We start from the raw sequence: 22,828 nt of genomic DNA, 5'->3' as shown, positions 1-22,828 counted from the left end.
GACACCCCGATGCCAACTCCCTTGCTTCGCACCGAAGACGACCTCGACGCTGCCCTCGCACAGGTGCTTCCCGTCCTGCGCGGCAGGGCGGCCGCCATCGATCAGGCGGGCCGCTACCCCCGCGAAAACATCGAACTGCTGCATGCCGTCGGCCTGATGGCGCTGCCAATCCCCATTGCGCTGGGCGGTTTTGGCATCGGCTCGACGCGGCCGTTCGGCCTACAATCGCGCATCCAGCAGGCCATTGCGGCTGCCTGCAGCAACACCGGGCAGATTTTTGGCGCCCACAGCTCGGCGTTGACCACCCTGCGCCTGATCGGCAGCGCCGACCAATTGAGGCATTTCGCGCGGCTTGTGATCGAGGAGCGGGCTTCCTTCTGCACCGTCGCAAGCGAGCCCGGCGAACAGTTCACGGCAGACGGCAAGCGCTCGCCGCTGCGCTCGACGGTACATCGCGCCGAGGGCGGCTGGCGGGTCGATGCGCATAAGAGCTTCGCAACCGGCTCGCTCGGCTGCCGGTTCGCGCTGGTGACCTGCGCGGCGCAGGGACAGCCCGGGCCTGAGAACATCGTCACCGTCGTGGTGCCGGCTGACCATCCGGCCGTCACCATCCACGACAGCTGGGACAATATGGGCCAGCGCGCCACGACCAGCGGCCTGCTGGATGTCGTCGGCTGCGTGCTCCCCGACGGCATGGTCATCGGCGCGCCGGGCGCGGCGCGCGGGGTTCCGGTCTTCGCGGCGATCTTTCAGCTCGGCGTGGCCTCCAATCTTATGGGCATCGCGCAGGGAGCACTGGATTTCGCAGTCGCCTATCTGAAGGAGAAACGCCGTCCGACGCTGGGCTTCGCGCGCGCGATCGACGAGCCGGACTGGCAGCGCCATGTCGGCGATATCGCGACGGATATCGCAGCAGGGCAGGCTCTCGTGAGACATGGGTTCGACCTGCTCGATGCAGGCCCGCCTGACGAAGCCGCCGTCTCGCAGCTACTCGTCGCCGTGTATCAGGCCAGGATCGCCGCATCGCGCATTTCGGTCGACGCCTCCTCCCGCATCTTCGAACTCTGCGGAGCCCGCGCGACGAGCCGATGCGAGAATGCCGATCGCTTCTGGCGAAATGCCCGCACGCTTTCGCTGCACGACAATGCCGACAAGCAAAGAGGCATCATTGGCCGCCACATCCTCGGCGTCGAGAGCCCGAGGATCGCTTCGCGATGACGACATCGACGCCCAAACGAATCCGCTTCAACGCCTTCACCATGTGCAGCCCGGTCCATTATTCGCCCGGGCTCTGGCGGCACCCGCGCGACAATGCGGTGCGCTACAAGGATCTGTCCTACTGGACAGAACTCGCGAAGACGCTTGAAGCGGGCCTCTTCGACGGGATCTTCTTCGCCGACGGTATCGGCGTGAACGACGTCTTCGGCGGCGACTACAAAGCGGCCGTGCGACACGCAGCCCAGGTTCCCAAGAACGATCCGCTCATGCTGATCGCGGCCATGGCGGCGGTCACCGAAAATCTTGGTTTCTGCGCGACCGCGACCATGTCCTATGAGCCGCCTTTTCTGTTGGCGCGCCGGCTATCCACGCTCGACCACCTCACCCGAGGCAGGATCGGCTGGAACATCGTGACCGGCTATTACGACAGCGGCGCTCGGGCCATGGGCCATGGCGGCATCGCCTCGCGCGACCAGCGTTACGAGGCGGCCGAAGACTATATGGAGCTGGTCTACAAGCTCTGGGAAGGCAGCTGGGAGGACGGATCGGTTCTCCTCGATCAGGAGACCGGCTTCTACGCCGATCCCGACAAGGTCCACCGCATCCGTCACGATGGGCCTCATTTCCGCTGCGACGCCATCCATATGAGCGAGCCGTCGCCGCAGCGCACGCCGGTGTTGTTCCAGGCCGGCTCCTCGGATCGTGGCCGTGACTTCGCGGCACGCCATGCGGAATGCGTCTTCATCGGCGGGCCGACGCCCCGAACGATCGCGCCGATCGTCGCCGACATCCGGCACAGGGCCGTGCTGGCAGGCCGCGATCAGGCCGACATCCTCTTCTTCATGGGGCTGACCGTCATCGTCGGGCACACCGCCGAGGAGGCGCGCGCGAAGTTCGACGAATATGCGGCTTACGTGAATTACGAAGGCGCGCTCGCCCTGTTCTCGGGCTGGACCGGCATCGACTTCTCCGGCCATGACCCCGACGCGCCGCTGGCCGCGAGCCTCAACGATGCCTCGTCGAGCTCGATGATCGATTCCTTCACGCGGATCGATCCCGACCGGGTCTGGACCCTGCGCGAAGTCGTCGCGCACAACGCCATCGGGGGCCGTGGCCCGGTGATCATCGGCGATCCCGAGACGGTTGCCGATGAGATCGAGGCCTGGGTGCGAGACACCGGCATCGACGGCTTCAACCTCGCCTATGCCATCACGCCGGGTGGCTACAGGGAGTTCATCGAACTCGTCGTGCCGGTGCTCCAGCGCCGCGGGCGTTTCAAGACCTCATACGACCCCGGCACGCTGCGCGAGAAGCTGCGTGGAAGCGGCCGGCGCCTGCTGGCCGACCCCCATCCCGGAGCTGGTTTCCGGCACCTGCCCACTCACATTAACAAGGACTAGAGCGATGTCGTATCGCGCTTCGACAGGCGCCGCCCTCGGGCTGATTTTCGCCTTGCTCACCGTGCCTGTGCTCGCGGAAGAACCGAGGCGAGGCGGAACGCTGACCTATGCGATGTTCCCCGAACCCTCGACGCTGGTGAACCACAACAACACGGCTCAGAAGATCGCGGGGAAGATCACCGAAGGGCTTCTGTCCTACGATTACGACCTCAGCCCCCGTCCGCATCTGGCCAGGGCCTGGACGGTCAGCCCCGACGGCCTGATCTACACGTTCACCTTGCGCGACGATGTCCGCTGGCATGACGGGAAGCCGTTCACCTCGGCCGACGTCGCCTTCACCATCGAGACCTTCAAGCAGATCCACCCGCGCGGACGACTGGCCTTCGCGCAGGTCACGGAGGTCCGTACCCCCGATCCATCGACCGCGATCGTCGTCCTTGCGAAGCCGGCGCCCTACCTGCTGGCGAGCTTGGCGGGAAGCCAGATCCCCATCCTGCCCAGGCACGTCTATGAGGGCTCGCCGATCGCGACCAATCCGGCCAATGCGCACCCGATCGGCACCGGCCCCTTCGTCTTCAAGGAATGGGTGCGCGGCAGCCATGTCGTGCTGGAGCGCAACACGGACTATTGGGACAAGGGCAAGCCGTATATCGACCGCCTCGTCACGCGCTTCATTCCGGACGCCGGCGCCCGCGCCGCCGCGCTGGAATCCGGAGAGGTAGACATCGCCGGCGACACACCGATCGCGGGCCCGGATCTCGAGCGACTGAAGTCCCTGCCGCAACTCGGGTCGGAGACGAAGGGATATGAATACTCCGGCGTGCTCAGCCAGGTCGTTCTCAATCTCGATACGCCTGCACTGAAGGATCTGCGCGTCCGGCAGGCGCTGGCAGCCGCGATCGATCCGCGCATCGTGCTGAACGTCGCCTGGTATGGCTATGGCGAGTTGTCTCCCACCGTCGTCATCCCCGCGGTCAAGTCATTCCACGACGAGGCTGCCAAGCCTTATCCGATAGATCTCGTGCGGGCCGAGAAACTGCTCGACGAAGCAGGCCTGAAGCGCGGCAGCGACGGCAGCCGGCTGGCGCTTCGCCTGACCTACAGCCCCTTCTTCGACGGCAACCGCAGAACTGCCGAATACATCAGACAGGCCTTGGCCAGGATCGGAGTCAGTGCGGCGATCGCTCCCTACGATCAGGCCCAATACGTCAAGACCGTGTACACCGATCGGGCTTTCGACCTGTCGGTCGAGGTCGTCTCGAACGCGCCCGATCCCGCCCAGGGCGTGCAGCGCTTCTATTGGTCCAAGAACTTCAAGCCGGGCGTGCCGTTCTCGAATGGCAGCCACTACGCCAACACGGACGTCGACCGCCTGCTCGAAGCGGGCGAAAGCGAAACCGATCCGAAGAAGCGGCGCGAGCATTATCTCGCCGTGCAACGGCAGATCTACACCGATATCCCCGTCATCAACCTGATCTCCCTGAAGCCCGTCACGATCTTCAAGAGGACGGTGCGCAATCATACGGTCAATGCCGAAGGCCTGAACTTCAACTTCGCCGATGTCTATATCTCCGAACCGGCGAAGAACCCGAAATGACAGCAGCCTCCAGGCTTCTGCTCGTCCTGAGACGCACCGCGCTGCAGGCGGTGCCGACGGCGATCGGGATCGTCATCCTGAACTTCTTCCTGCTGCAATTGGCTCCGGGCGACGCCGCCGACGTGATGGCAGGCGAATCCGGCGCGGCGACCGAAGAGACGATGGCCATGCTGCGCCAGCGCTTCGGCCTCGATCTGCCCGTGCTCCGGCAGCTCTATGCCTACCTCGCCAATCTGGCCCAAGGCAGCCTCGGATTCTCGCCACGCTACAACCTGCCGGTCGCGACCCTGATAGGCCAGCGTCTGCCGGGCACCTTGCTACTGATGGGGCTCGCGCTGGCCATCGCGCTGGTCTTGGGCGTGATGCTCGGCGTTGCCATGGCTCTGCACGCAGGCCGCCCACTTGATCGGCTGCTCTCGATCGGGACGCTGATCTTCTATTCGGTGCCGGGATTCTGGATCGGCCTGATGATGATCGTGCTGTTCTCGGTCACGTTGGGCTGGCTGCCGAGCGGCGGCTCCGGGACCATCGGCGCGGGCCTCTCCGGACTGAACGCCGTGCTCAACCGCCTGCGTTACATGATCCTGCCAGCGACCTCGCTCGGGCTATTCTATGTTGCAATCTATGCCCGAATGACGCGGGCCTCGGTCCTTGAGGTTTCGACGCAGGATTTCGTGCGCACGGCGTCTGCCAAGGGCCTTCCGCCCTCCGCGATCGCCGTCAGGCACGTCTTGCGCAACGCGCTGCTTCCGGTGACGACACTGGCCGGCATGCATTTCGGGGGCATTCTGGGCGGGGCTGTCGTGGTGGAGACCGTCTACAGCTGGCCGGGCCTGGGTCGGTTGGCTTTCGAGGCGGTAATGCAGCGCGACTTTAGCGTTCTGCTCGGCATTCTCCTGCTGTCTTCGCTCCTCGTGATCTTCGTCAATATGATCGTGGACCTCGTCCAGGCCTGGCTCGATCCACGGATCGATGTGCGATGATGAGTGACAGCGCAACCGAAATGCGGGCAATAGCCCCGCCCGCGGCCGAAGAGCCCCGTCGCGCCGCGCCCACAATCGACGACAGACCCGCCTCGACCTGTCCCGATTCCGGGATCGGGCTTCCGGCCGGCGGCCGGCGCACCATTCGCCGGTTCCTCAGCAACAGGGCCGGCTCGGCCGCCCTCGCCTTCCTGCTCGCTATCGTCGCCATCGCCTTCTGCGCCCCGTGGCTCTATCCGGACGATCCTCTCTCGATGGTGGCGCAGCCGTTTCTGTGGCCCGGGCAGAATGCCGAATTTCCGCTTGGCACCGACTCGCTCGGGCGCGATGTCGCCGCCGGCATCGTCTGGGGCGCGCGCGTCTCGCTGCTCGTCGGTTTCGCGGCGATGGCGCTGGGTGTCGCGTTTGGCGTCTTCGTCGGATCGGTCGCCGGCTTCTTCGGCGGACGCATCGACAACGGCTTGCTGCGACTGACCGAAATCTTTCAGACGATGCCGAGCTTCATTCTTCTCGTTGTGCTCGTTGCCATCGCCCAGCCGTCGATCCCGACGATCATCCTGGGCATTTCACTGGTGACCTGGCCGACTGTGGCGCGGCTGGTACGCGCCGAATTCCGCTCGCTGAAGGAGAAGGAGTTCGTTGTCGCTGCGCGCAGCCTTGGCGCCGGTTCGCTGCGCCTCATCGCTTTCCACATTCTGCCGAACACCATCTCGCCGATCATCGTCACATCCTCCATCCTCGTGGCCTCGGCCATCCTGATGGAATCGGCTCTGTCCTTTCTCGGTCTGGGGGACCCCAATCTCGTCAGTTGGGGCAGCATGATCGGCTCCGGACGGGAACTGCTTCGCACGGCCTGGTACCTGACCGCCATTCCGGGGCTGGCGATCATCCTGACGGTGCTCGCGCTCAATATCGCGGGTGACGCCCTGAACGACGCGCTCAATCCGCGCGCGCCTGACTAAGGAATGCTTGTCGCGGCCGCATGAGAGGCCGCTATACGGGCGGCCTCGTCGCCTTCAGCGAAGCGCGCTCGCCAAACTGAATTTCCCATTCCGCAACGCGCGGGAAACTCTCCCTCCAGCCGAAATCCGGGAAGCGGAGATCGAGATAGCCGAGTGCGCAGGCGATCGTGATCGTGCCGATGTCGATCCGATCCGCCAGGTTCGCGGCCTCGCGCTCGACCGCCGCCAGGCCACTGCCGGCCTTGCCGAGCTGGCCGTCCAGCCAATCCCGCCATTGCAGCTCCGGCGGTCGCGCCACGGTCTCGTAGCGAGCGAGCATGGCGCCGGCGAGCATGCCATCGCCGAGCGACTGCTCGGTCAGGGCCCGCCAGCGCTCCGGCCCGCTCGCGGGAAAGATCGTCCCGCCATGCAGCTCGTTCAGATACTCGCAGATCACTCGGCTATCGTAGAGCACGCGGCCATCGGCGAGCTCTAGGGCGGGAATCTGCCCGAGCGGGTTACGGGTGATCAGATCCGCATTGCGCTGCACGGGATGGGCGGCGGTGATCGCCGTTTCGATTTCGGAGAGACAGCCGAGTTCATGCGCAACGATCATGACCTTCCGGACATAGGGCGACTGAGGCGAGAAGTGCAGCTTCATTTTACATCCTTGCGAACGAAGTTCGTTTTCTAGACAAAATTATTTGACTTGTCTATTTTTCAAACTTAACACTCTTCACCGTTGACGAAACAGGTCGCATTCACGTGCGACCGAGTTCGTTCGCAGCGATCCATGCCCGCGAGGGGCGGGTCTCTCAGGCGGCATCAGACCGCTCACAATGAAGGGGATTGTCACCATGAGCAGAATGACGCGTCGTCGGATGATGCAGGCGATGGCAGGAGGAGCGGTCGTGGCGGGTTCGGTCCTGCCGGGTCGCGCCTCGGCCCAGGAAGGACCGATCAAGATCGGCGGGATCTTTCCGCTGACTGGAGCCGGATCGGTCTTCGGCAACCAGAATTTCCAGGGCGTCGAGATCGCGGTCGATCTGATCAACGACCGTGGTGGGATCGGCGGCCGCAAGATCGCGCTCTTCAAGGGAGACGGGCATACGCCGCAGGCCGCGATCAGCGAGACCAGCCGCCTTGCCGCGCGCGAAGGGGTGCGCATCTTCACCGGTAGTTCGACGAGCGCCGTCGGCATGGTCGCGAGCCAGGAAGCGGAGCGCAACGGCGCCTTCTACTGGGAGGGAATGGCCGTCGCCAACGGCTTCACCGAGCGCGGCTTCAAGAATGTCTTCCGCGTCGGGCTCGATGCGGGCGGGCTCGGCCGGCCGGCGCCGCTCTACATCGGAGAAGCATTGGCCGCTCTGATGAAGACGCAGCCGAAGGATTTCCGGATCGCCGTGATCGCCGAGGATTCCGCGTTCGGCGTCGACGTATCGTCGGCAGCGATCGCGGAGGCGAAGGCACGCGGCATCGCCGTCGTGCTCCACGAACTCTATTCCGCCAAGACGACCGATCTGTCCCCCCTCGTGCTGAAGCTGCGCTCGCTCAAGCCCGACGCGATCATCGCCACGCAGTTCATCAACGACGCCGTCCTGCTGCAGCGGCAGATGAAGGAGATGCGCTATCGGCCGCCGGCCTTCATCGGCACCAGCGCGGGCCATTCGACCCTGTCCTTCGCGGATGCGATCGGCGACGACGTCAACGGCATCTTTTCCTCGTCCTACCCCACCGACGCCAACCCCGCTTCCCTGTCCGCGGCGACGCAGGCCGATCGCGACGAGTTCCTCAAGCGCTATCAGGACAAGTACAAGGTCGTTCCCGCAGTGCAGGAATCGCTCGGCTTCGTCGTCGGCATGTCGCTGATCCGCGACGTGATCGGCAAGGCGAAGGGCGGCGAGGCCGCCGATCTGCGCGAGGCGGCGCTGGCCGCGGACGTGCCCAACGGGGCCTACATCAACGGCTGGGGCATGAAGTTCGACGCGAAGGGTCAGAACACCCGTGCGTTCGGCAGCGTGGTGCAGTGGCAGGCCCGCCGGATGGTCTCGGTCTTTCCCGCCGCGAACAAGCTGGCGGACCCGATCCTGGTGCCTCTCCCGGGCTGGGACGCCCGCTGATCCAGACGGCCTGCGCCGAAGGCATCGCCAGCACGAGGGATCGATCGTGGAAATCTATGTGCAGCTCGCCTTGTCGGGGCTGTTTGTCGGCGGCATCTATGCGTTGATCAGCGTCGGGTTGACGCTGGTCTTCGGGGTGCTGCGGGTCGTCAACTTCGCCCATGGCGAATATCTGACGCTGGCGATGTTCTTGAGCTTCTTCCTGTTCCACACGCTGGGACTGGACCCGTTCGTCGCCAGCCTCGTCGTCGTGCCCGTCCTGTTCGTGCTCGGATTGATCACCGAGCGCCTGCTGGTCAGGCGGACGCTCGAAGCGCCACATGTCGTCCAGGTGTTCGTCACCTTCGCGCTGTCGCTCTTCCTGCAGAATCTCTTCCTCGTCCTGTTCACCTCCGATTTCCGCACGGTTCAGACGGATTATGCGACGGCGGCGTTCGAGATCGGGCCGTTCTACGTCTCCTGGCTGCGGATGGCGGCCTTTGCGGCTTCGATCGCGCTGACGGTCGCGCTCGCAGCCTTTCTGAAATACAGCTATATGGGCGCCGCGATCCGCGCGACGGCGCAGGATCGCCGCTCCGCGAGGCTCGTCGGCATCGATGTCGACCGCATCTACGCGCTCACCTTCGCGATCGGCTGCGCCCTGGTGGGAGCGGCCGGCGTGCTGCTCGCGCCGCTTTATCCGGTGAACCCGTATACGGGTGCCGACCTCATCCTCGTCGCGTTCGTCGCCGTCGTCCTCGGCGGCATGGGCAGCATCGCCGGCGCCACGCTGGCGGGCCTGCTGATCGGCGTGATCGAGTCCTTTTCCAGCTTTTTTCTCGGGGGAGAGATGAAGCAATTCGTCTACTTCATCGTCTTCATGGCGATCCTCGCTTTCCGGCCAGTCGGCTTCTTCGGCCGCAAGGGCGCCGAAGTCATGGATGTGACATGAGCGAGCGGTCCGTATCCAACTCCGCCGGAGCGGCCTCCATGCGGCTGCCGCGCCAGATCTGGTCAATCGCCGTCTTCGCGGCGCTCGCCAGCCTTCCGGTCATCGTCGGCGATCCGTTCATCCTGAACATGATCATGATGTCGCTGCTGTCGGCGTCCGCGGCGCTCGCCTGGAACCTGTCGGGCGGCTATGCCGGCCAGCTTTCGCTCGGGCACGCCGCCTTCTACGGGATCGGCGCCTATGCATCGACGCTGCTGTTCCTGAAGGCCGGCATCAGCCCGCTGCTGGGAATGCTGGTTGGCGCCTCGATCAGCGCCGCCGTGGCGATCGTGCTCGGCATGATCACGCTGCGTCTCAAGGGTGCGTTCTTCGTGATGTCGACGCTCGCCTTCGGTGCCGTGATCCACATCAGCGCGATCAACTTCCGCGAATTGACGGGTGGCGCGTCCGGCCTCGCGATTCCCTTGCAGCCGAGCGCACTCAACCTGACCTTCGCCAGCAAGGCCGTCTATGTCTACATCGCACTCGGCCTCATGGCCGCCTATTACGCGGTGACGCTGCTGATCGCCGGCAGCAAGCTCGGCTATTCGCTGGTCGCGTTCCGCGAGAACCACGATGCCGCGCGCGCTCTCGGCATCAGGACGCTGCCGATCCGCATCGGCATCTTCGCACTATCGGCCGCGATGACTAGCCTGTGCGGGACGCTGCATGCGCAATACTTCCTCTATATCGATCCCGACAGCGTGATGGGCCTCAGCCTCTCTCTCAATTTCGCGTTGATGGCGATCGTCGGCGGGCTGGGCACGGCCTATGGGCCGATCATCGGGGCGGCTGTCGTGACCTGCGTCTCGCTGGCGATGCAGATCTATCTCGGCAACCAGATCTCGGGGCTCACGCAGCTCGCCTATTCCGCGATCGTCATCGTCGTGCTCCTGGCGATGCCGGGCGGCCTCGGGCCGGCCCTGCGCGAAATCCTGGGCAGGAGGTTCGGATGGCGACCCTGACGAGCAACGGGCTCAGCAAGAGCTTCGGCGGCCTTCGCGCGGTGCAGAACGTCTCGTTCGTCGCCCGGCCGGGACGGATCCTCTCGATCATCGGGCCGAACGGCGCGGGCAAGACCACGGTGTTCAATCTGCTGACGGGTTTCATCCCCTCGGATTCAGGCTCGGTGCAACTCGACGACCGGTCGCTCGCGGGGCTGTCACCCGAGGATCGCTGCCGGGCCGGGCTGGTGCGGACCTTCCAGGTCGTCCAGCCGTTCCGTGGCCTCTCCGTGCTCGAGAACGTGGTCATGGGCGCCATGCTGCGGACGTCCTCCATCGCCGAGGCGCGGGAGGCGGCGGCGGCGGTGCTCGACGATCTCGGCATGGCGAGGCTGGGTAGCGTGCGCGCGGGCAGCCTGCCGATCGGCGACCGCAAACGGCTCGAGATGGCCAAGGTATTGGCGACGCGTCCGTCGGTCCTGCTGCTGGATGAGGTCATGGGCGGGCTCATTCCGATCGAGGTCCAGCGGATGATCGCCTTCATTCATGGCCTGCGCGACAGGGGTCTCGCCGTGGTCGTGATCGAGCATCACATGAACGCGGTGATGCGTCTCTCGGACGAGATCCTCGTGCTGCAGAACGGTGAGCCGATCGCGCAAGGTTCCCCGAAAGAGATCGCCGGCGATCCGAAAGTGCTCTCCGCCTATCTCGGCCCGAACTTCAAAGCGGATGAGGGTCTGTGATGCTGGCGGTTGAAAACCTGTCGGTGAGCTTCGGCGATGTGTTGGCGCTGGAGGATTTCTCATTCGAGGTCGGCCCCGGCCAGGTCGTCGGGATCGTCGGCAGCAACGGCGCGGGCAAGACGACGACGCTGTCCGCGATATCGGGGCTGATCGCAAACCGGGCGGGCTCGGTGCGCTTCGACGGTGAGGCGATCGAGCGGTTGCCGGCCCATGAGATCGTCGAGCGCGGCCTGATCCATGTGCCGGAGGGCCGCCGCCTTTTCCCGTTCATGACGGTGCAGGAAAACCTCGAACTGGGCGCCTATCCGCGCTCGGCTCGGCCGAAGCGGCAACAGCAACTCGACTTCGTCTTCGCGCTGCTGCCGAAGCTGAGAGAGCGAAGCGGCCAGCAGGCGGTCACGCTGTCCGGCGGCGAGCAGCAGATGTGCGCGATCGGCCGGGGCCTAATGTCGTGCCCGCGGCTGCTGGTCCTCGACGAGCCCACGCTCGGTCTGGCGCCCATGCTGGTGGACGAGGTCTTTAGTCTCGTGCGCTCGATCCGCGACACGGGCGTGCCCGTGCTGATCGTGGAGCAGCAGGTGGTGCATGTGCTGCAGAACGCCGACTACGCCTATGTCCTCGAGAGCGGCGCCTGCGTGATGCAGGGCGAGGGCCGCGCACTGCTCGATGATGACGGTTTGCGACGCGCCTATCTCGGCGTTTGAAAAAGAAGGTGACGGAAGAGTGACCCAGGCTGATCGGAAACGCGAGCTCAAGGCGGCGCATCGCAGCAACCAGATTCTCGACGCGGCGAAGACGGTCTTCGTCGATGCCGATTTCGGTGCCGTCAATGTCGAAGACATCGCAAGCGCCTCGGGCTTGTCCCGCGCGACAATCTACCAGTACTTCAACAGCAAGCAGGAGATTTATACGGCTCTTCTCCTGCGCGACCTCGATGGAATGGTCAGCGGCCTGAAAAAATCGCTCATCGAAACGGACTCAGTCAAGAACAACCTCTTCCGGATGGCAACTTCCTATATGAATTTCTTCAGTGAACATCAGGAATATTTCCGGACCCTATCGTTCTTCTACCTCCCTGGCCGCAAGGAAGTGCTGGCTCCGGAGGCAGCAGAGCAGGTCCGCATCAAGCTCGATGAAGGCATCGCCACGATCGAACGCGCGATCGCGCTCGGCATCGAGCGACATGAAGCCCGGCCGGTCGATGCGCGCGCGGCGACGCTCTCGCTATGGGGGCAGTGGATGGGCTGCGCCTATCTCGCCGCGACGGGACGGATCTCGCTCTACGAGCGCACGACCGAGCAGGTCTACGCCAACAGCATCGACATCTTCCTCGACGGCCTCCTGATCGGTTGAGCCGGACAATCCAACAATCCCGCATTCGCACGAAAGGAACCACGATGACGATCGAAACGCATTTTCTGCGTGGGAACGGTCGCGTTCCGAATTCGCATCTGCCGCTGCTGCTCTATCGCGGGGTGATCGACGGCACGCCACCAGAGATGGAGGCGGTCCTGCGGCGCAATGGCTGGCCACCTGATTGGCACAGTTCGTTCGGCATGTATCCCAGGCATCATTTCCACAGCGATACGCACGAATTGATCGCCGTCACGCGTGGTGCGCTGGTCGGTCGTTTCGGCGGTCACGACGGCATCCGGATGACGATGCAGGCCGGGGACATCGTGGTGATCCCAGCCGGCGTCGGGCATTTCGGCGAGACGATCACCGACGATCTCAGGCTGACCGGGGCTTTCCCGTCCGGCTACGCCATCCATGATTTCCGCCTCTGCGACGCCGACGAATATGCGCGCATGGTCGAGCGTTCGCAGCGCGTGCCGGTCCCGGCCTTCGATCCGATCTACGGGGCGGGCGGGCCGCTCACCGAACTCTGGACCACCCGTCCCGCAGGAAACGCCTGACATGCCCACAGTCCATATCGCCGGCGGCGGCGTCGCCGGCCTCGTCGCCAGCATCGTCTTCGCGAGGCGCGGCTGGCAGGCCACGGTGTACGAGAGGAGCCCCGCTCTGAGAGCCAATGGCAACGGCTTCCCGATCTTCGAGAACGGCCTGCGCGTCCTGGAAGCGCTCGGTCTCGGCGAAGGTATTGAAAGCCACGGACACCGGCTCGAGCACTGGAGCATCTATCGCAGCTCGGGCGAGAAGGCGGCCGAGTACGAGCCGTTCAGCGCGACGGGCGGCCGGATCGTGATGTTCCATCGGCAGGCCTTGGTCGATCTCCTGGCCGAGGCAGCGCAGGCTTCCGGGGTCGCGATCAGGTCGGGCTCGCGCGTCGTCGGAGCGGAAGCCGAAGGAGCGGTCCTCCTCGAAGACGGCCGCCGGCTCGACGCCGATCTCGTGGTCGGTGCCGATGGCATCAGGTCAGCCATCCGGCGCGCGGTGATGGGCGATTTGCCTCTCGGCGAGCATCGCAAGGGCGCGCTGCGGCTGCTGATCCCGATCGAACCGGGCGACTTCCCGGACGGCAATACACGCGTCGGGCGGGAATTCAACGATCCCAGTGGCCGCCGGATAGGCCTGCTGCCGTGCTCGCCGAACCTGATGTACATGATCCTCGTCAACCTGCTGAGCGACCCGGAGGCAGGGCGGCAGCCTGTCGACGTAGAGCTCTGGTCGGCGACGTTCCCGATGCTGCGTCGGTACATCGAGAGAGTGGGCGATCAAGGTCATTACGACGTCTACCACTCGATCGTCCCGCCGGCCTGGCACGCTGGGCGCTGTGCCCTGATCGGCGATGCGGCGCATGGCATGACTCCGGCCCTCGGACAGGGCGCCAATACGGCGATGATGACGGCCTATTCGCTGGCGGCCTCCGTCTCCTCCGGTCCGTCGCAGCAGGAGGATCTGCGCGAATGGGAGCGCAGGTTGCGGCCGCTCGTCGACTTCACCCAGAAATATGCCGAGGGCATCACCGCTGGCCGCCTCGACCCCAACAACGATATCTTCTTCAGCGATCCGGGGCTGCGGCGCCTGCTCGAAGCAAACATTCCGGCCGAGTTCGGCGTAGCTGCGGCTGCGTGATCCCATCGCCGCCCTTTATGAAAGGACTACAACCATGTTCAAGGCTCCCCCATCCGCCGACAAATACGATACCTTGCAGGATACCGCCGGTTACGCCCGCCCGGCAGATGACTTCGGCGAACACGTACCGGCCGGTGACCATCTCCAGAACCTTCTGCATCTGAAGAAGATGTTGATCGACAAGCGTCGCTTCATGGCGCAGGACGTGATCGCCTATCCGGTCGTTTATCTCGCTAGGGCGCAGGACATCGCAAATCTGCAGGAGTTGATGGCAGCGCTCGACGTCGCCATCACGCACGAACTCGCTTTAGGTTAGCTGTCCCATTTGGTGCGCGGCGACGATATGATATCGCGGTGATAGATTCCTGCTTCTATCCAGAAAGGCGATGAAATTTTCCCATTATTCATCAAGACAAGATAACGACTGAATATTATGGATAATAAACGCATCACATCGAAGCAAATATCAATCAATTTCCTAGCAGAAAGCGATCTCAACAATCATCTATATAAATTTTATATCTCCTGTTATTCCACATTCGCCCGCTCCATCAGCTCCGTCCGCCTGACAGGATCTGGCAGATGGAGCGGGCGATCAATTGCTTGGTGGCCGCTAGGCGCCGTCGTGAGATTGTCATCAGGAGATCGTGTCCCTTAGCGGTTGCGTTGGACAAGGCGTTCAGAATTCTTCTCGCCGAAGCCGGCAAGCCCGCCGCCCTCCCGTTCCATCTAGGCGCAGGGAGGTGGAGCCTATCATTTCGCGCAGAAGCTCGGCTTCGGGGCGCTTCTCCAGCAGCCCGCGCAGGCGCACCATCTCGTCGGTCGTCAGCGACCTATCCGGTCAGGTGTGTAGCCCGCGACCCAGACCAAACTAACCGGCAAAAGCTGGTCACACCGTTAACACCACGCTGTGAAACACGGCCATTTCTGGCTCAAGAATACGCGTATCACGAGTTTTCGCTTCCACTACAAAAGAAAGATATCTGCGTGACTGCAAACAACAGGCGCGTACTCTTGGCGAGCCGTCCCGATGGAAAGCCTACACCCGAGAATTTCAGGCTCGATAACGCGCCGATCGCCGAGCCTGGCGATGGCGAGATTGCGCTTCAGATTCTCTACCTCTCACTCGATCCCTATATGCGCGGAAGAATGAGTGCCGGGAAATCCTACGCTAAACCGGTCGATATCGGTGGCGTCATGGAAGGCGGAACGGTCGGTCGGGTTCTTCAATCGCGCCATCCCGACTTCGCCGAGGGCGACATAGTGCTCTCCCACTCGGGGTGGCAGAGTTTCGCAATTGCCGAGGGATCGACTCTTCGCAAGCTCGACCCGACGGCCACCCTCATTAGCACCGCGCTCGGCGTCCTCGGCATGCCCGGTTTCACCGCCTATGCCGGTCTCCTGACGATCGGTCAGCCGAAAACCGGCGAAACCGTCGTCGTCGCTGCGGCAAGCGGGGCCGTTGGCTCGGTGGTCGGGCAGATCGCGAAAATCAGGGGTGCCCGTGCGGTCGGGATCGCCGGTGGCGCGGACAAGTGCGCGTTCGTCCGCGACGAACTCGGCTTCGATACCGTGGTCGATCACCGCGCGCCGGATTTTCCGGCCCAACTCAAGGCGGCTTGCCCACAAGGTATCGACGTCTATTTCGAGAATGTCGGCGGTCATGTCTGGGATGCTGTTTTTCCGATCCTCAATGATTTTGCCCGCGTGCCGGTTTGTGGATTGATCGCCCAATACAACGATGCATCGCCGCCGCCCGGACCTGACCGCCTGCCGGGCGTCATGCGGGATGTCCTGAGCCGAAGCCTACTCATTCGAGGTTTCATTCAGCGTGAGTTCGTCGACCAGCGCCCCGCCTTTTACGATCAGATGGCGGCGTGGATCGCATCTGGTTTAATCCGATACAGGGAAGATGTAATGGACGGGTTGGAGGCCGCACCAGAGGCCTTCATCGGCCTGCTGGAAGGGCGCAATTTCGGCAAGCTATTGGTTCGCGTTGCGAATTGATGAGGGCAGAAGGAACTGGATCCGCGCTGTCTACTGACCCCAACGACCAGATGCCGTATCGTCCGAACAAACCTGAGCCAAAGGTGGGCGCCATCCACAGATGCACAGGTGTGCGTTCCTCACATCGCACCGAAGCTGGTGGCGGTCGCGCTGGCCAACAAATTCGCCCGCATTGCCTGGCGACTGATGATCTCGGGCGGTGTCTACAACCGTCCGCCGACCGCCTTGCGCATCTGATCACAGATCGGCGCCGACGAGCGAGGCTGCTCGGCGGATAGCCCACGAACTTGCAGGAAGCAGCAGATGGAATGACCTGTCGGTCGATGCGCGCGAGGCGTGTAATGGAATGGGCATGGCGGACCTTGTTGACCTGCAAGGTCACTTTGACGGTTGATCTCTCCGATCATACTGTCCGTCTCGTCCGCTGTCCGCCTTGAGGCGGACAGCGCGGACGGCAAATCTAAGTTTCTGAAAAAAGATCAGTGAGCGTGATCAACCGATCCCGCCCCTTGCCGGTATCTCGACCGAATTCGATCGAGATACCTCTGGCGCGGAGGACCGGCGCGAGGCGACGCAAGCGTCCGCCGAGAGCAGCGGGATTGATAGGCTTCGGCGGCACGACGAAAGTCTCGAGCATCTTAGCGAGCTGCGTGGCGGACCCGCGCCAAGGTGCCTGTGCGGCATGAAAGGCTTCGATCGCGGCGCAGAGTGGATCGGTCTCGGCGATGATGGCGGATGCGTTGGCGCGGTTGGAATCGTAGGCGGCCATGAAGCAACCCTCCCCACCAAACGCCCTCTCGATGGCGATGCCAAGCCTGGCAAATCCGGCCAGTCGGGGCAGACGATCCGTCTTGAGCGTCGGGAGTTCCCGCCAGGCTAGCCACATGAGATCGAGCAGGGCGCCGAGCGTTTCTGAGCGGCAGGCCTCGCACCTCGCTTCGAACTCGGCTGGATCGAGGCGCTCATGCTCGGGGATCGCGGGAAGCGTAAGGACGATGGCGCGATCGGCGAGATCGGGCCGCTGGACGACGTCCTCAATGGCGGTGAGGATGACCGGCCTTTGCGCCTCGAAATACACCTCGCCGTCGTCGCTGTAGTTTTCGCGCAGGCCGATGCCTCCACCGGTCACAACCTTGCAGAGCGAATCGCTGAGCCAGTCGCTGATCTTGGACAGGTTGTCGAAGGCGAGCACATGGGTGTTCGAGCAGGCGATGTAGAGATCGCGCTCATTGTAGGGGAGCGACCTCAGCCGCAGCCGGCAGGGATCGATGAGGTCGCCAACCAAGCGGGCAAGGAGGGATTTGCCCGCCCCCTGTTCTCCGGCGATGGCGAGCAGCGGGTAGGGGCCGACCGGCATCAGCGCCGCGACGCACCAGGTCATAAGAAGCTGGAATGACCCCTCGTCTCGAAGATTGACGAGCTTGCGGAACTCATCGACATCACCGTGCCGGCTCGGGCGCGGCAGTGGGAGGGTCAGCTTGCTGCGGATGAACTTGACGGGCGGAGTGGCCACCAGGGTCCAATCGGTCTGGTCGATCTTGATCGCAACACTGCTGTCTTCGGCGAGGTCGATGTAGATGCTGCCGTCGTGCTTCGCCGTGCGCAGCCAGACAGGAGTCTCTTCACTAAGACTGGCGATGTCGGCGAGCACGGCCAGTGCCGTGCGGACCGCGGCGGTCGACGGAATCCGCCCGTGGCGATCGCGGAAGCGCCGCCGCAACCAGGTCTGAGCCGCCGGCCCCTTCAGAGGCAACGTCCGCGGCCCCTTCTCGGTAACGACGGTGACGTAGGCCCGCGACTGCCAGTGCGACAGGGCGGCTTCGCTTTCCCCGATCTCGACGAGGAGGTCGGGGTCGCTGGGGAGGATCTTCTTCTCGGCGGTCACGGGGCGGCCTCCACCATGCCGTCGCTGGCGGTGCCGAACGAGACCGTGGCCGTCAGGGTCGAGCCCGACCGCACCAGGCGGACCGCGATCTCGCCCGGTCGGTCGATGGGCATCGCGATGGACAGGTGGAGCGGGTTCCCGTGAGCCATAGCCGAGCTCGACGGCGCCGTCTTGCTATCCGAAGCCTCGCTCGCGAGCGCCTTCTTCTTGTGCGCTTCCAGACGGGCAACGGCCAACCTCCAGGTCGCCGGGTACTGATCCTTGAACATGGTTCGTCCTTTCGATGGAGAGAGTGATGTCACTGCGCGCTGCGGGTGCGGATGCCCCGGATGGAGCCGGTCGCAGGGTCGAGGCCCGGGGCGCAGACATCGCCGCGCATGGTCCAGCCGGGGATCGAGCAGTCATCGAGGGTTTTCAGAAGTCCGCTGTCGGACATCCGCCGGGCCCGCATCCCCTCTTCGGTCAGCGCCCAGTTAAGCGCCTGGCGGTCGCGCACGACCGTCTGAAGCGTGGCGAAGGTCCAACCAAGACCGCCGCAACAGAAGCCCAGAATGGCGCCCGTGATCCAGCCGCGAATCCGGCCACGCCGGCGTCTGCTCGCCAGCGCTTCTGCATTGCCGACCCGGGTGGCTGTCGCTGCTGCGACCTCGGTCCTGAGCGCCTGGAAGAGGATCAGGAGGGTCGCAACGGGGGAGCCCGGCGTGAGCCGCAGCGCGGTTGCGGCCTGCAACAGAGCCTGAAACTCGGCCGCCGTAACGGGGCGGCCGAGCAGGTCCTGCGAGAGATTATCGAAATCCTCGCGGGTCATTGCGATCACCAGTCGAGAAGCGGGGCGAGCGCGGCGCGCGAACGGGGGCGCCAGGTATCGAGGGCGGCGACCTCGGCGATGTCACCCCTCTCGGCGATCGCCGCGAGCGAGAGACGATCCGACTTGAAGTGGCGCACCAGCGCCGCAGGCATCGCCGGCAGATCGATCACGCGCCCCTGGTCGATGAAGCTGCAGCCGAGATCGGACTCGTTGAACGCCTCGAACTCGTCCGGATTGCCGAAATGGCGGGGACGGATGATGAAGAACTGGGCGCTCGGCATCGCCTCGCGCATGGCGTCGATGTGGTTGAGGGAATCCACATCGAGATCGATCGGCACCCCGACGAAGAACGGTCGGCCGACCCGGGACGCTGCGAGATCGAGCGTACCGGCGTTCTCCGTGAAGACGTCGACCAGCCCCGCGCCGCAGGAGATCAGGATCGGCCCGGTGATGGTGGTGTCGCTGATCCTGCGGGCAATGGACGTAAAGCCGTGCTCGCGATCCGCCGCGATGCACTCGCACTTCAGCTCGGTGCGGTGAGCCTTGTAGTTGTCCGGGTTGGCCTTGTCCTGATCGATGACCCACGGCATGTGGCCCATCTCCATGAGGTGGAAAATGATCTCCGCCAGCGTGGTCGACTTGCGCGTCCCGCCCTTCGGCTGGGCGGCCATGATGACCGGGGCGAGCCGGGCGCGATCGAGGCGGCCGGTGTTGCGCGCCTTCAGCGAGTTGGACGGCGCGGTGTTCGCGCCCGCCCTGAGGGTGTTGATAGACATCTAGGTCTTCCTCTTCCTGTCAATGTCGGCGCCCGCAGCAAAACCGCCCGGCACGGACGGCACATCAGCAGGGGTGGGCACCGACGTGATGGTGGCCCTGCTGCGCTTCTCGCGAGGCTGATCCTCGCGCGAATCCTGAATCGGCTTGGAGATCTCGGCAGGCGGCGCCGAGAGCGTCACGGCCTGCGGGCGGATCGTCGAGCTGAGCTCGAGCGACATCCGGCCCTTGTTGATGTCGGTCATGTACTGCTTGATCGTGGCAGGCGCGATCTTGCGGCCGCTCCACTCCTCAAGCTTCGCCCCGATCTCCTCCCAGGAGGCACCGGCCTTCCGCATCATTGCGATGTGGGGGTGGTAGATGCGCACGACGTCCGCATTGCTGCCGATCGTGGTGGGGCGCCCGGCGAGATAGGCCCGAAGGTCTTCGTCAGCCTTACGCCTGCGGCACGAGAGATCGTCGTCGGTCATGTGGTGTCTCCGGTCATGAAGATGGCGGGATAGTGGATGACTGTGAAGCACTGATCTGAATTATATTTAGCTATACGCTTGCTTATCGACATGTATGGTGCCATACGTATGCCATACGGATGAGAAAATAAGTATTGAAAGCCTGAAGACTTCTGTTTTTGTGAGAAGGCGAGTGGATTCACTGTGCACAAATCTTCGATTGCGCTCAGTGAGGCTCGGCAGGGAGGTCCCTGCACCCCAACCGGCAAGCCGGTGCGCCTGACGGCGCCGGCTCCGCCGCAAACAGAAGGAGAGCCCCGATGGGCGACCAGACCGCGAACTTCGTCTCGTTTCGGATCGACGTGGAGGCCGCCAGGCAGTTGGCGGCCGTGGCCGAGGCGGCCGGCATGAAGCCGAACGCTTGGGCCCGGGGGCAGCTGATCAGTCTGCTCGGCTCGAAGGTGAAGACGCCGACCGTCCGGCGCGCGATAGCGAACGCCGAGTTGCTCGGCGACGTGCTCGGCGAGCTTCGCGCGCACGGCCGCAACCTCAACCAGCTTGCCAGGTTGGCGAACGGCCAGGGATCACTGGTGTCGGTCGCGACCGATATCACGGCCATGACGTTCGCGACCGAGGCGGTGATGGCGCGCGTGCTCGATCTGCTCAGGATCGAGGAGGACGCGTGATGATCATCATCACGACGCCCCGGAAGATCGGCGGACTCGGCCGCCATCTCGGGAAGACCGGGCGCGGCTCCAACAAGGAGGTCGTCATCCGCGCTGATATGATCCGCGACGTGCCTGCCGATACGAGGCTGGCCCTTCGGATCATGGCCGCGATCACGCGCCGAAACCGTCGTGTGACGCGCGACATCGTGCATCTCAAGGTCGCGCCGAGGGTGCCCCTCAGTCCCGGGGGACTGGAGCGCGTCCTGGCTATCTTCGAGGAAGAATACGGGATCCCGCCCGACGTGCCGCGACACGTCGTGGAGCACAGGAAGGGCGACCGTGCGCCGCACTTCCACGTCAACTACGCGATGGTCGCGCCAGGGTCGGGAAAAGCGCTGCGTTTCACCAACTCGATCGAGCGCGACGAAATGATCGCGCGGCGCCTCGAGATCGATCTCGGCGAAGGCCTGACGCCGAGCGTGCGGGTCGAGCGCGTTGCGCAGTTGCTGCGTAAGCGTGGCCTCTCCCAGCTGGCGTCCATCGCCGCCGGCGGGCCCGTCGCCGAGAAGGGGCTTGGCCGCTCCAAAGCCGAGCTTCAGCAGGCCGAGCGGCTTGAGGCCGATCCCAATCTGCTGGACGCAAGGCTTCTGGAAGCCTGGCGTCGATCTGGCGGAGATATCCGTAAGCTGCCAGCAGAACTGGAGAAGCTCGGCTTTCGGCTGGCTGCCGGCGACAAACTCGTCGCAGGCGTGCCGCTGGTCCGCATCATCGACACCGAAACGCTGGTCGCCAGCAGCCTGACCCGGGATCTGAACCGCATCCGAAAGGCGGCAGGCGACGCAGGCCGGCTTCAGGAACCGCAGGTCGGTGCCGGCGTCGGTAAACTGCCAGCGGAGGCTGCCGTGAAGGCGCAGCTGCGCCAGGATGCGCCGCAGCGCAGCGCTGCCGACATGATCGGCGAGTTCGACCGTCTGATCGCGGAGACCGACGCCGATGACGACCGCCAGGAGGCAGTGAAGGCCCGGCAGGGGCGTGATCGGCTCGCCGCCCGGCTGACGGCCGAGGAGCAGAAGGATCTGCGCGAGCGGCAGAAGCTGGTGAGGGAGCGTTATCGGCAGCGCGACCGCATCCGGCGAGCCCGCGTAAACCGCGCTTTTCTGGCCGCCAGGCTGTTCGCCGGCCGCGACATCCGCAAAGCCGCCTTTTACATGGTCGCGGTCGGGGTCCTCGCCACCGGCGCCGGCCTCATCCCCGCCCTCGCCGCGGCCGGCATCGCCGTGGCCACGATCCCGAGTTTCGCCAGCGCCAAGCGCCTTCGCGCGGCTGCCGATCAGGCCGCCGCGCTGGAGCGGGCCGAGATGGCCAGGGCGGTTCAGCATGAGAGCCAGCGCTTCTTCCGCGAGCGCACTGTGGCCAGGCGTCTCGCCGAGCAGCAGCAGAAGTCCCGAGAAGAGAGGATCCGTGCCGCTCGCGCCGCAAAGTCCCAGATCGCTTGGGCCGAGCAGCAGCGCCGGAGCCAGGAAGCCCTGCAGCGAGCCAGGACGGCAGAGCGTCAGGCCTTGGCTCGGCTGCGTGCCCAGCAGGCCGCCCGTCTTGTCGCCGGCCACAGCCGACCCGATCCGAATGGAGTCGGGCAGGCTTCCGGTCAGGCCGTCCGCACGCGGCTGCCCCCGCGCCGCGGCGGGTTCGAGCGCTAGCGATGCGCCACAGGTTCGGCGCGCCTCTTGCGCCGGCCTGCTACCATTCGTATTCGTCTGCTCTCGCCGTGACATCCGAAAGGCTTCCGTTTGCTATTCGGCGAGCATTCTCCTCCATATTTGTCCCTACCCGACTGATCCCGAGGTTCTCCCCCAACGCGCCGAATTGGCAAATGCGAACAGTGCATTAGCTTTCAGGCCGGCTCCCAGAAGCCAGGTAAGCGAGGCGCAGCCTTACCGGCAGAACAACGAACCCACGCCGCCCAACGAACTGCGGCAAATCCCTTGAAAGCGAAACACACGATAACAAAAAGCGGCCGGCCCTTGAGAGCCAGCCGCTTCATGACAGCCGATCTGGACGAAGATCGGCACAGTCGTCATGCCGGGGGAGCTAAGCGCAGACCCTGTTCAGTCGACCCTACGGAGCGGACACAATCCGACACCCATAACGATGCCGAGATCAATCAGTCGTCGAGCCGCCCTCCTTCGACAAAATCAACTCTATAGAACATACAAAGAACGATCCATCGCGAAATCAACGAAGGGTAAACGGCTTTCTCTCCGCCGTCTGGCTGGGGGCTGGCGGTG

At 64.3% G+C, this 22,828-nt stretch carries 23 protein-coding genes and 2 pseudogenes; 18 read left to right on the top strand and 7 right to left on the bottom strand.

Annotation, left to right across the window (positions count from 1 at the left end; genetic code table 11):
• Window positions 1–21: 21 nt before the first annotated feature.
• Genes AB6806_RS18845 through AB6806_RS18825 form a run of 5 tightly spaced genes read left to right on the top strand, consistent with a single transcriptional unit; the run spans window position 22 to window position 6,160 of the window.
• Complete coding sequence (locus tag AB6806_RS18845) at window positions 22–1,218, top strand: acyl-CoA dehydrogenase family protein (protein WP_370955159.1); 1,197 nt, start codon at window positions 22–24, stop codon at window positions 1,216–1,218.
• Complete coding sequence (locus tag AB6806_RS18840; RefSeq protein ID WP_370955158.1) at window positions 1,215–2,618, top strand: LLM class flavin-dependent oxidoreductase; 1,404 nt, start codon at window positions 1,215–1,217, stop codon at window positions 2,616–2,618. Before AB6806_RS18845 ends, AB6806_RS18840 begins: the two co-directional genes overlap by 4 nt.
• A gap of 4 nt (window positions 2,619–2,622) precedes the next feature.
• Entirely contained in the window at window positions 2,623–4,215 is a 1,593-nt protein-coding gene (locus AB6806_RS18835; protein WP_370955157.1) for an ABC transporter substrate-binding protein, read from the top strand.
• Complete coding sequence (locus AB6806_RS18830) at window positions 4,212–5,198, top strand: ABC transporter permease (RefSeq protein WP_370955156.1); 987 nt, start codon at window positions 4,212–4,214, stop codon at window positions 5,196–5,198. Before AB6806_RS18835 ends, AB6806_RS18830 begins: the two co-directional genes overlap by 4 nt.
• Window positions 5,195–6,160 (top strand): ABC transporter permease, encoded by a 966-nt coding sequence (locus tag AB6806_RS18825; RefSeq protein ID WP_370955155.1) that lies wholly within the window; start codon window positions 5,195–5,197, stop codon window positions 6,158–6,160. The genes AB6806_RS18830 and AB6806_RS18825 overlap by 4 nt, the downstream gene beginning before the upstream one ends.
• Before the next feature lie 31 nt (window positions 6,161–6,191).
• On the opposite strand, the gene AB6806_RS18820 is transcribed toward AB6806_RS18825, so the two are convergent.
• Window positions 6,192–6,800 (bottom strand): glutathione S-transferase, encoded by a 609-nt coding sequence (locus AB6806_RS18820; protein WP_370955154.1) that lies wholly within the window; start codon window positions 6,798–6,800, stop codon window positions 6,192–6,194.
• A gap of 196 nt (window positions 6,801–6,996) precedes the next feature.
• On the opposite strand from AB6806_RS18820, the gene AB6806_RS18815 reads away from it, so the two are divergent.
• From AB6806_RS18815 to AB6806_RS18775, 9 genes are read left to right on the top strand one after another with little or no spacing between them, the layout of a single operon-like run.
• Complete coding sequence (locus AB6806_RS18815) at window positions 6,997–8,259, top strand: ABC transporter substrate-binding protein (RefSeq protein WP_370955153.1); 1,263 nt, start codon at window positions 6,997–6,999, stop codon at window positions 8,257–8,259.
• A gap of 46 nt (window positions 8,260–8,305) precedes the next feature.
• Window positions 8,306–9,190 carry a branched-chain amino acid ABC transporter permease gene (locus AB6806_RS18810; RefSeq protein WP_370955152.1) on the top strand — a complete coding sequence of 295 codons (885 nt, stop codon included), beginning with the start codon at window positions 8,306–8,308 and terminating at the stop codon, window positions 9,188–9,190.
• Window positions 9,187–10,194, top strand: a complete 1,008-nt coding sequence (locus tag AB6806_RS18805) for a branched-chain amino acid ABC transporter permease (protein ID WP_370955151.1) — start codon at window positions 9,187–9,189, stop codon at window positions 10,192–10,194. Before AB6806_RS18810 ends, AB6806_RS18805 begins: the two co-directional genes overlap by 4 nt.
• Window positions 10,182–10,916: an ABC transporter ATP-binding protein gene (locus tag AB6806_RS18800; RefSeq protein WP_370955150.1), complete on the top strand. Its 735-nt coding sequence runs from the start codon at window positions 10,182–10,184 to the stop codon at window positions 10,914–10,916. The genes AB6806_RS18805 and AB6806_RS18800 overlap by 13 nt, the downstream gene beginning before the upstream one ends.
• Window positions 10,916–11,620 (top strand): ABC transporter ATP-binding protein, encoded by a 705-nt coding sequence (locus tag AB6806_RS18795; protein WP_370955149.1) that lies wholly within the window; start codon window positions 10,916–10,918, stop codon window positions 11,618–11,620. Before AB6806_RS18800 ends, AB6806_RS18795 begins: the two co-directional genes overlap by 1 nt.
• On the top strand, window positions 11,583–12,269 hold the full coding sequence (locus AB6806_RS18790; RefSeq protein WP_370955148.1) for a TetR/AcrR family transcriptional regulator: 687 nt from the start codon (window positions 11,583–11,585) through the stop codon (window positions 12,267–12,269). Before AB6806_RS18795 ends, AB6806_RS18790 begins: the two co-directional genes overlap by 38 nt.
• A gap of 44 nt (window positions 12,270–12,313) precedes the next feature.
• Complete coding sequence (locus AB6806_RS18785) at window positions 12,314–12,832, top strand: cupin domain-containing protein (RefSeq protein ID WP_370955147.1); 519 nt, start codon at window positions 12,314–12,316, stop codon at window positions 12,830–12,832.
• A 1-nt stretch (window position 12,833) separates the two neighbouring features.
• Complete coding sequence (locus tag AB6806_RS18780) at window positions 12,834–13,952, top strand: FAD-dependent oxidoreductase (protein ID WP_370955146.1); 1,119 nt, start codon at window positions 12,834–12,836, stop codon at window positions 13,950–13,952.
• Between the two features lie 34 nt (window positions 13,953–13,986).
• Window positions 13,987–14,268, top strand: a complete 282-nt coding sequence (locus tag AB6806_RS18775; protein ID WP_370955145.1) for a hypothetical protein — start codon at window positions 13,987–13,989, stop codon at window positions 14,266–14,268.
• 344 nt (window positions 14,269–14,612) lie between these two features.
• Here the strand turns inward: AB6806_RS18775 and AB6806_RS18770 are convergent.
• A pseudogene (locus AB6806_RS18770) lies at window positions 14,613–14,766 on the bottom strand (IS256 family transposase); the annotation flags it as partial.
• Window positions 14,767–14,966: 200 nt separating this feature from the next.
• On the opposite strand from AB6806_RS18770, the gene AB6806_RS18765 reads away from it, so the two are divergent.
• Window positions 14,967–15,959, top strand: a complete 993-nt coding sequence (locus tag AB6806_RS18765) for an NADP-dependent oxidoreductase (protein ID WP_370955144.1) — start codon at window positions 14,967–14,969, stop codon at window positions 15,957–15,959.
• 129 nt (window positions 15,960–16,088) lie between these two features.
• Window positions 16,089–16,196 (top strand): annotated as a pseudogene (locus AB6806_RS18760) (IS110 family transposase); the annotation flags it as partial.
• A gap of 223 nt (window positions 16,197–16,419) precedes the next feature.
• Here AB6806_RS18760 and AB6806_RS18755 read toward each other — a convergent pair.
• From AB6806_RS18755 to AB6806_RS18735, 5 genes are read right to left on the bottom strand one after another with little or no spacing between them, the layout of a single operon-like run.
• Window positions 16,420–17,844, bottom strand: a complete 1,425-nt coding sequence (locus AB6806_RS18755; protein ID WP_370955143.1) for a hypothetical protein — start codon at window positions 17,842–17,844, stop codon at window positions 16,420–16,422.
• Window positions 17,841–18,113 (bottom strand): hypothetical protein, encoded by a 273-nt coding sequence (locus AB6806_RS18750; protein WP_370955142.1) that lies wholly within the window; start codon window positions 18,111–18,113, stop codon window positions 17,841–17,843. The genes AB6806_RS18755 and AB6806_RS18750 overlap by 4 nt, the downstream gene beginning before the upstream one ends.
• 29 nt (window positions 18,114–18,142) lie before the next feature.
• The gene (locus AB6806_RS18745) at window positions 18,143–18,652 is read right to left on the bottom strand and encodes a hypothetical protein (RefSeq protein WP_370955141.1); all 510 of its coding nucleotides are present in this window, start codon (window positions 18,650–18,652) and stop codon (window positions 18,143–18,145) included.
• 5 nt (window positions 18,653–18,657) lie between these two features.
• On the bottom strand, window positions 18,658–19,428 hold the full coding sequence (locus tag AB6806_RS18740; RefSeq protein WP_370955140.1) for a P-loop NTPase family protein: 771 nt from the start codon (window positions 19,426–19,428) through the stop codon (window positions 18,658–18,660).
• On the bottom strand, window positions 19,429–19,896 hold the full coding sequence (locus AB6806_RS18735; protein ID WP_370955139.1) for a hypothetical protein: 468 nt from the start codon (window positions 19,894–19,896) through the stop codon (window positions 19,429–19,431).
• A 299-nt stretch (window positions 19,897–20,195) separates the two neighbouring features.
• On the opposite strand from AB6806_RS18735, the gene AB6806_RS18730 reads away from it, so the two are divergent.
• Window positions 20,196–20,561 (top strand): plasmid mobilization relaxosome protein MobC, encoded by a 366-nt coding sequence (locus AB6806_RS18730; RefSeq protein ID WP_370955138.1) that lies wholly within the window; start codon window positions 20,196–20,198, stop codon window positions 20,559–20,561.
• Entirely contained in the window at window positions 20,561–22,240 is a 1,680-nt protein-coding gene (locus AB6806_RS18725) for a coiled-coil domain-containing protein (RefSeq protein ID WP_370955137.1), read from the top strand. Before AB6806_RS18730 ends, AB6806_RS18725 begins: the two co-directional genes overlap by 1 nt.
• Window positions 22,241–22,828 lie beyond the last annotated feature (588 nt).

This window comes from Allobosea sp. RCC_152_1, from assembly GCF_041360765.1.
In the GTDB taxonomy this organism is placed as follows: Bacteria; Pseudomonadota; Alphaproteobacteria; order Rhizobiales; family Beijerinckiaceae; genus Allobosea; species Allobosea spartocytisi.
The sequence above is the reverse complement of the archived record's forward strand: the minus strand, read 5'-3'. Positions and strand labels throughout refer to the sequence as shown.

Bases quoted from the DNA above. Each gene is read 5' to 3' on its own strand.
- AB6806_RS18785 (WP_370955147.1), top strand. From the start codon at position 12,314: ATGACGATCGAAACGCATTTTCTGCGTGGGAACGGTCGCGTTCCGAAT.
- AB6806_RS18735 (WP_370955139.1), bottom strand. From the start codon at position 19,896: ATGACCGACGACGATCTCTCGTGCCGCAGGCGTAAGGCTGACGAAGAC.
- AB6806_RS18825 (WP_370955155.1), top strand. From the start codon at position 5,195: ATGATGAGTGACAGCGCAACCGAAATGCGGGCAATAGCCCCGCCCGCG.
- AB6806_RS18745 (WP_370955141.1), bottom strand. From the start codon at position 18,652: ATGACCCGCGAGGATTTCGATAATCTCTCGCAGGACCTGCTCGGCCGC.
- AB6806_RS18805 (WP_370955151.1), top strand. From the start codon at position 9,187: ATGAGCGAGCGGTCCGTATCCAACTCCGCCGGAGCGGCCTCCATGCGG.
- AB6806_RS18725 (WP_370955137.1), top strand. From the start codon at position 20,561: ATGATCATCATCACGACGCCCCGGAAGATCGGCGGACTCGGCCGCCAT.
- AB6806_RS18750 (WP_370955142.1), bottom strand. From the start codon at position 18,113: ATGTTCAAGGATCAGTACCCGGCGACCTGGAGGTTGGCCGTTGCCCGT.
- AB6806_RS18780 (WP_370955146.1), top strand. From the start codon at position 12,834: ATGCCCACAGTCCATATCGCCGGCGGCGGCGTCGCCGGCCTCGTCGCC.
- AB6806_RS18800 (WP_370955150.1), top strand. From the start codon at position 10,182: ATGGCGACCCTGACGAGCAACGGGCTCAGCAAGAGCTTCGGCGGCCTT.
- AB6806_RS18740 (WP_370955140.1), bottom strand. From the start codon at position 19,428: ATGTCTATCAACACCCTCAGGGCGGGCGCGAACACCGCGCCGTCCAAC.
- AB6806_RS18775 (WP_370955145.1), top strand. From the start codon at position 13,987: ATGTTCAAGGCTCCCCCATCCGCCGACAAATACGATACCTTGCAGGAT.
- AB6806_RS18815 (WP_370955153.1), top strand. From the start codon at position 6,997: ATGAGCAGAATGACGCGTCGTCGGATGATGCAGGCGATGGCAGGAGGA.
- AB6806_RS18790 (WP_370955148.1), top strand. From the start codon at position 11,583: ATGATGACGGTTTGCGACGCGCCTATCTCGGCGTTTGAAAAAGAAGGT.
- AB6806_RS18830 (WP_370955156.1), top strand. From the start codon at position 4,212: ATGACAGCAGCCTCCAGGCTTCTGCTCGTCCTGAGACGCACCGCGCTG.
- AB6806_RS18835 (WP_370955157.1), top strand. From the start codon at position 2,623: ATGTCGTATCGCGCTTCGACAGGCGCCGCCCTCGGGCTGATTTTCGCC.
- AB6806_RS18795 (WP_370955149.1), top strand. From the start codon at position 10,916: ATGCTGGCGGTTGAAAACCTGTCGGTGAGCTTCGGCGATGTGTTGGCG.
- AB6806_RS18820 (WP_370955154.1), bottom strand. From the start codon at position 6,800: ATGAAGCTGCACTTCTCGCCTCAGTCGCCCTATGTCCGGAAGGTCATG.
- AB6806_RS18840 (WP_370955158.1), top strand. From the start codon at position 1,215: ATGACGACATCGACGCCCAAACGAATCCGCTTCAACGCCTTCACCATG.
- AB6806_RS18730 (WP_370955138.1), top strand. From the start codon at position 20,196: ATGGGCGACCAGACCGCGAACTTCGTCTCGTTTCGGATCGACGTGGAG.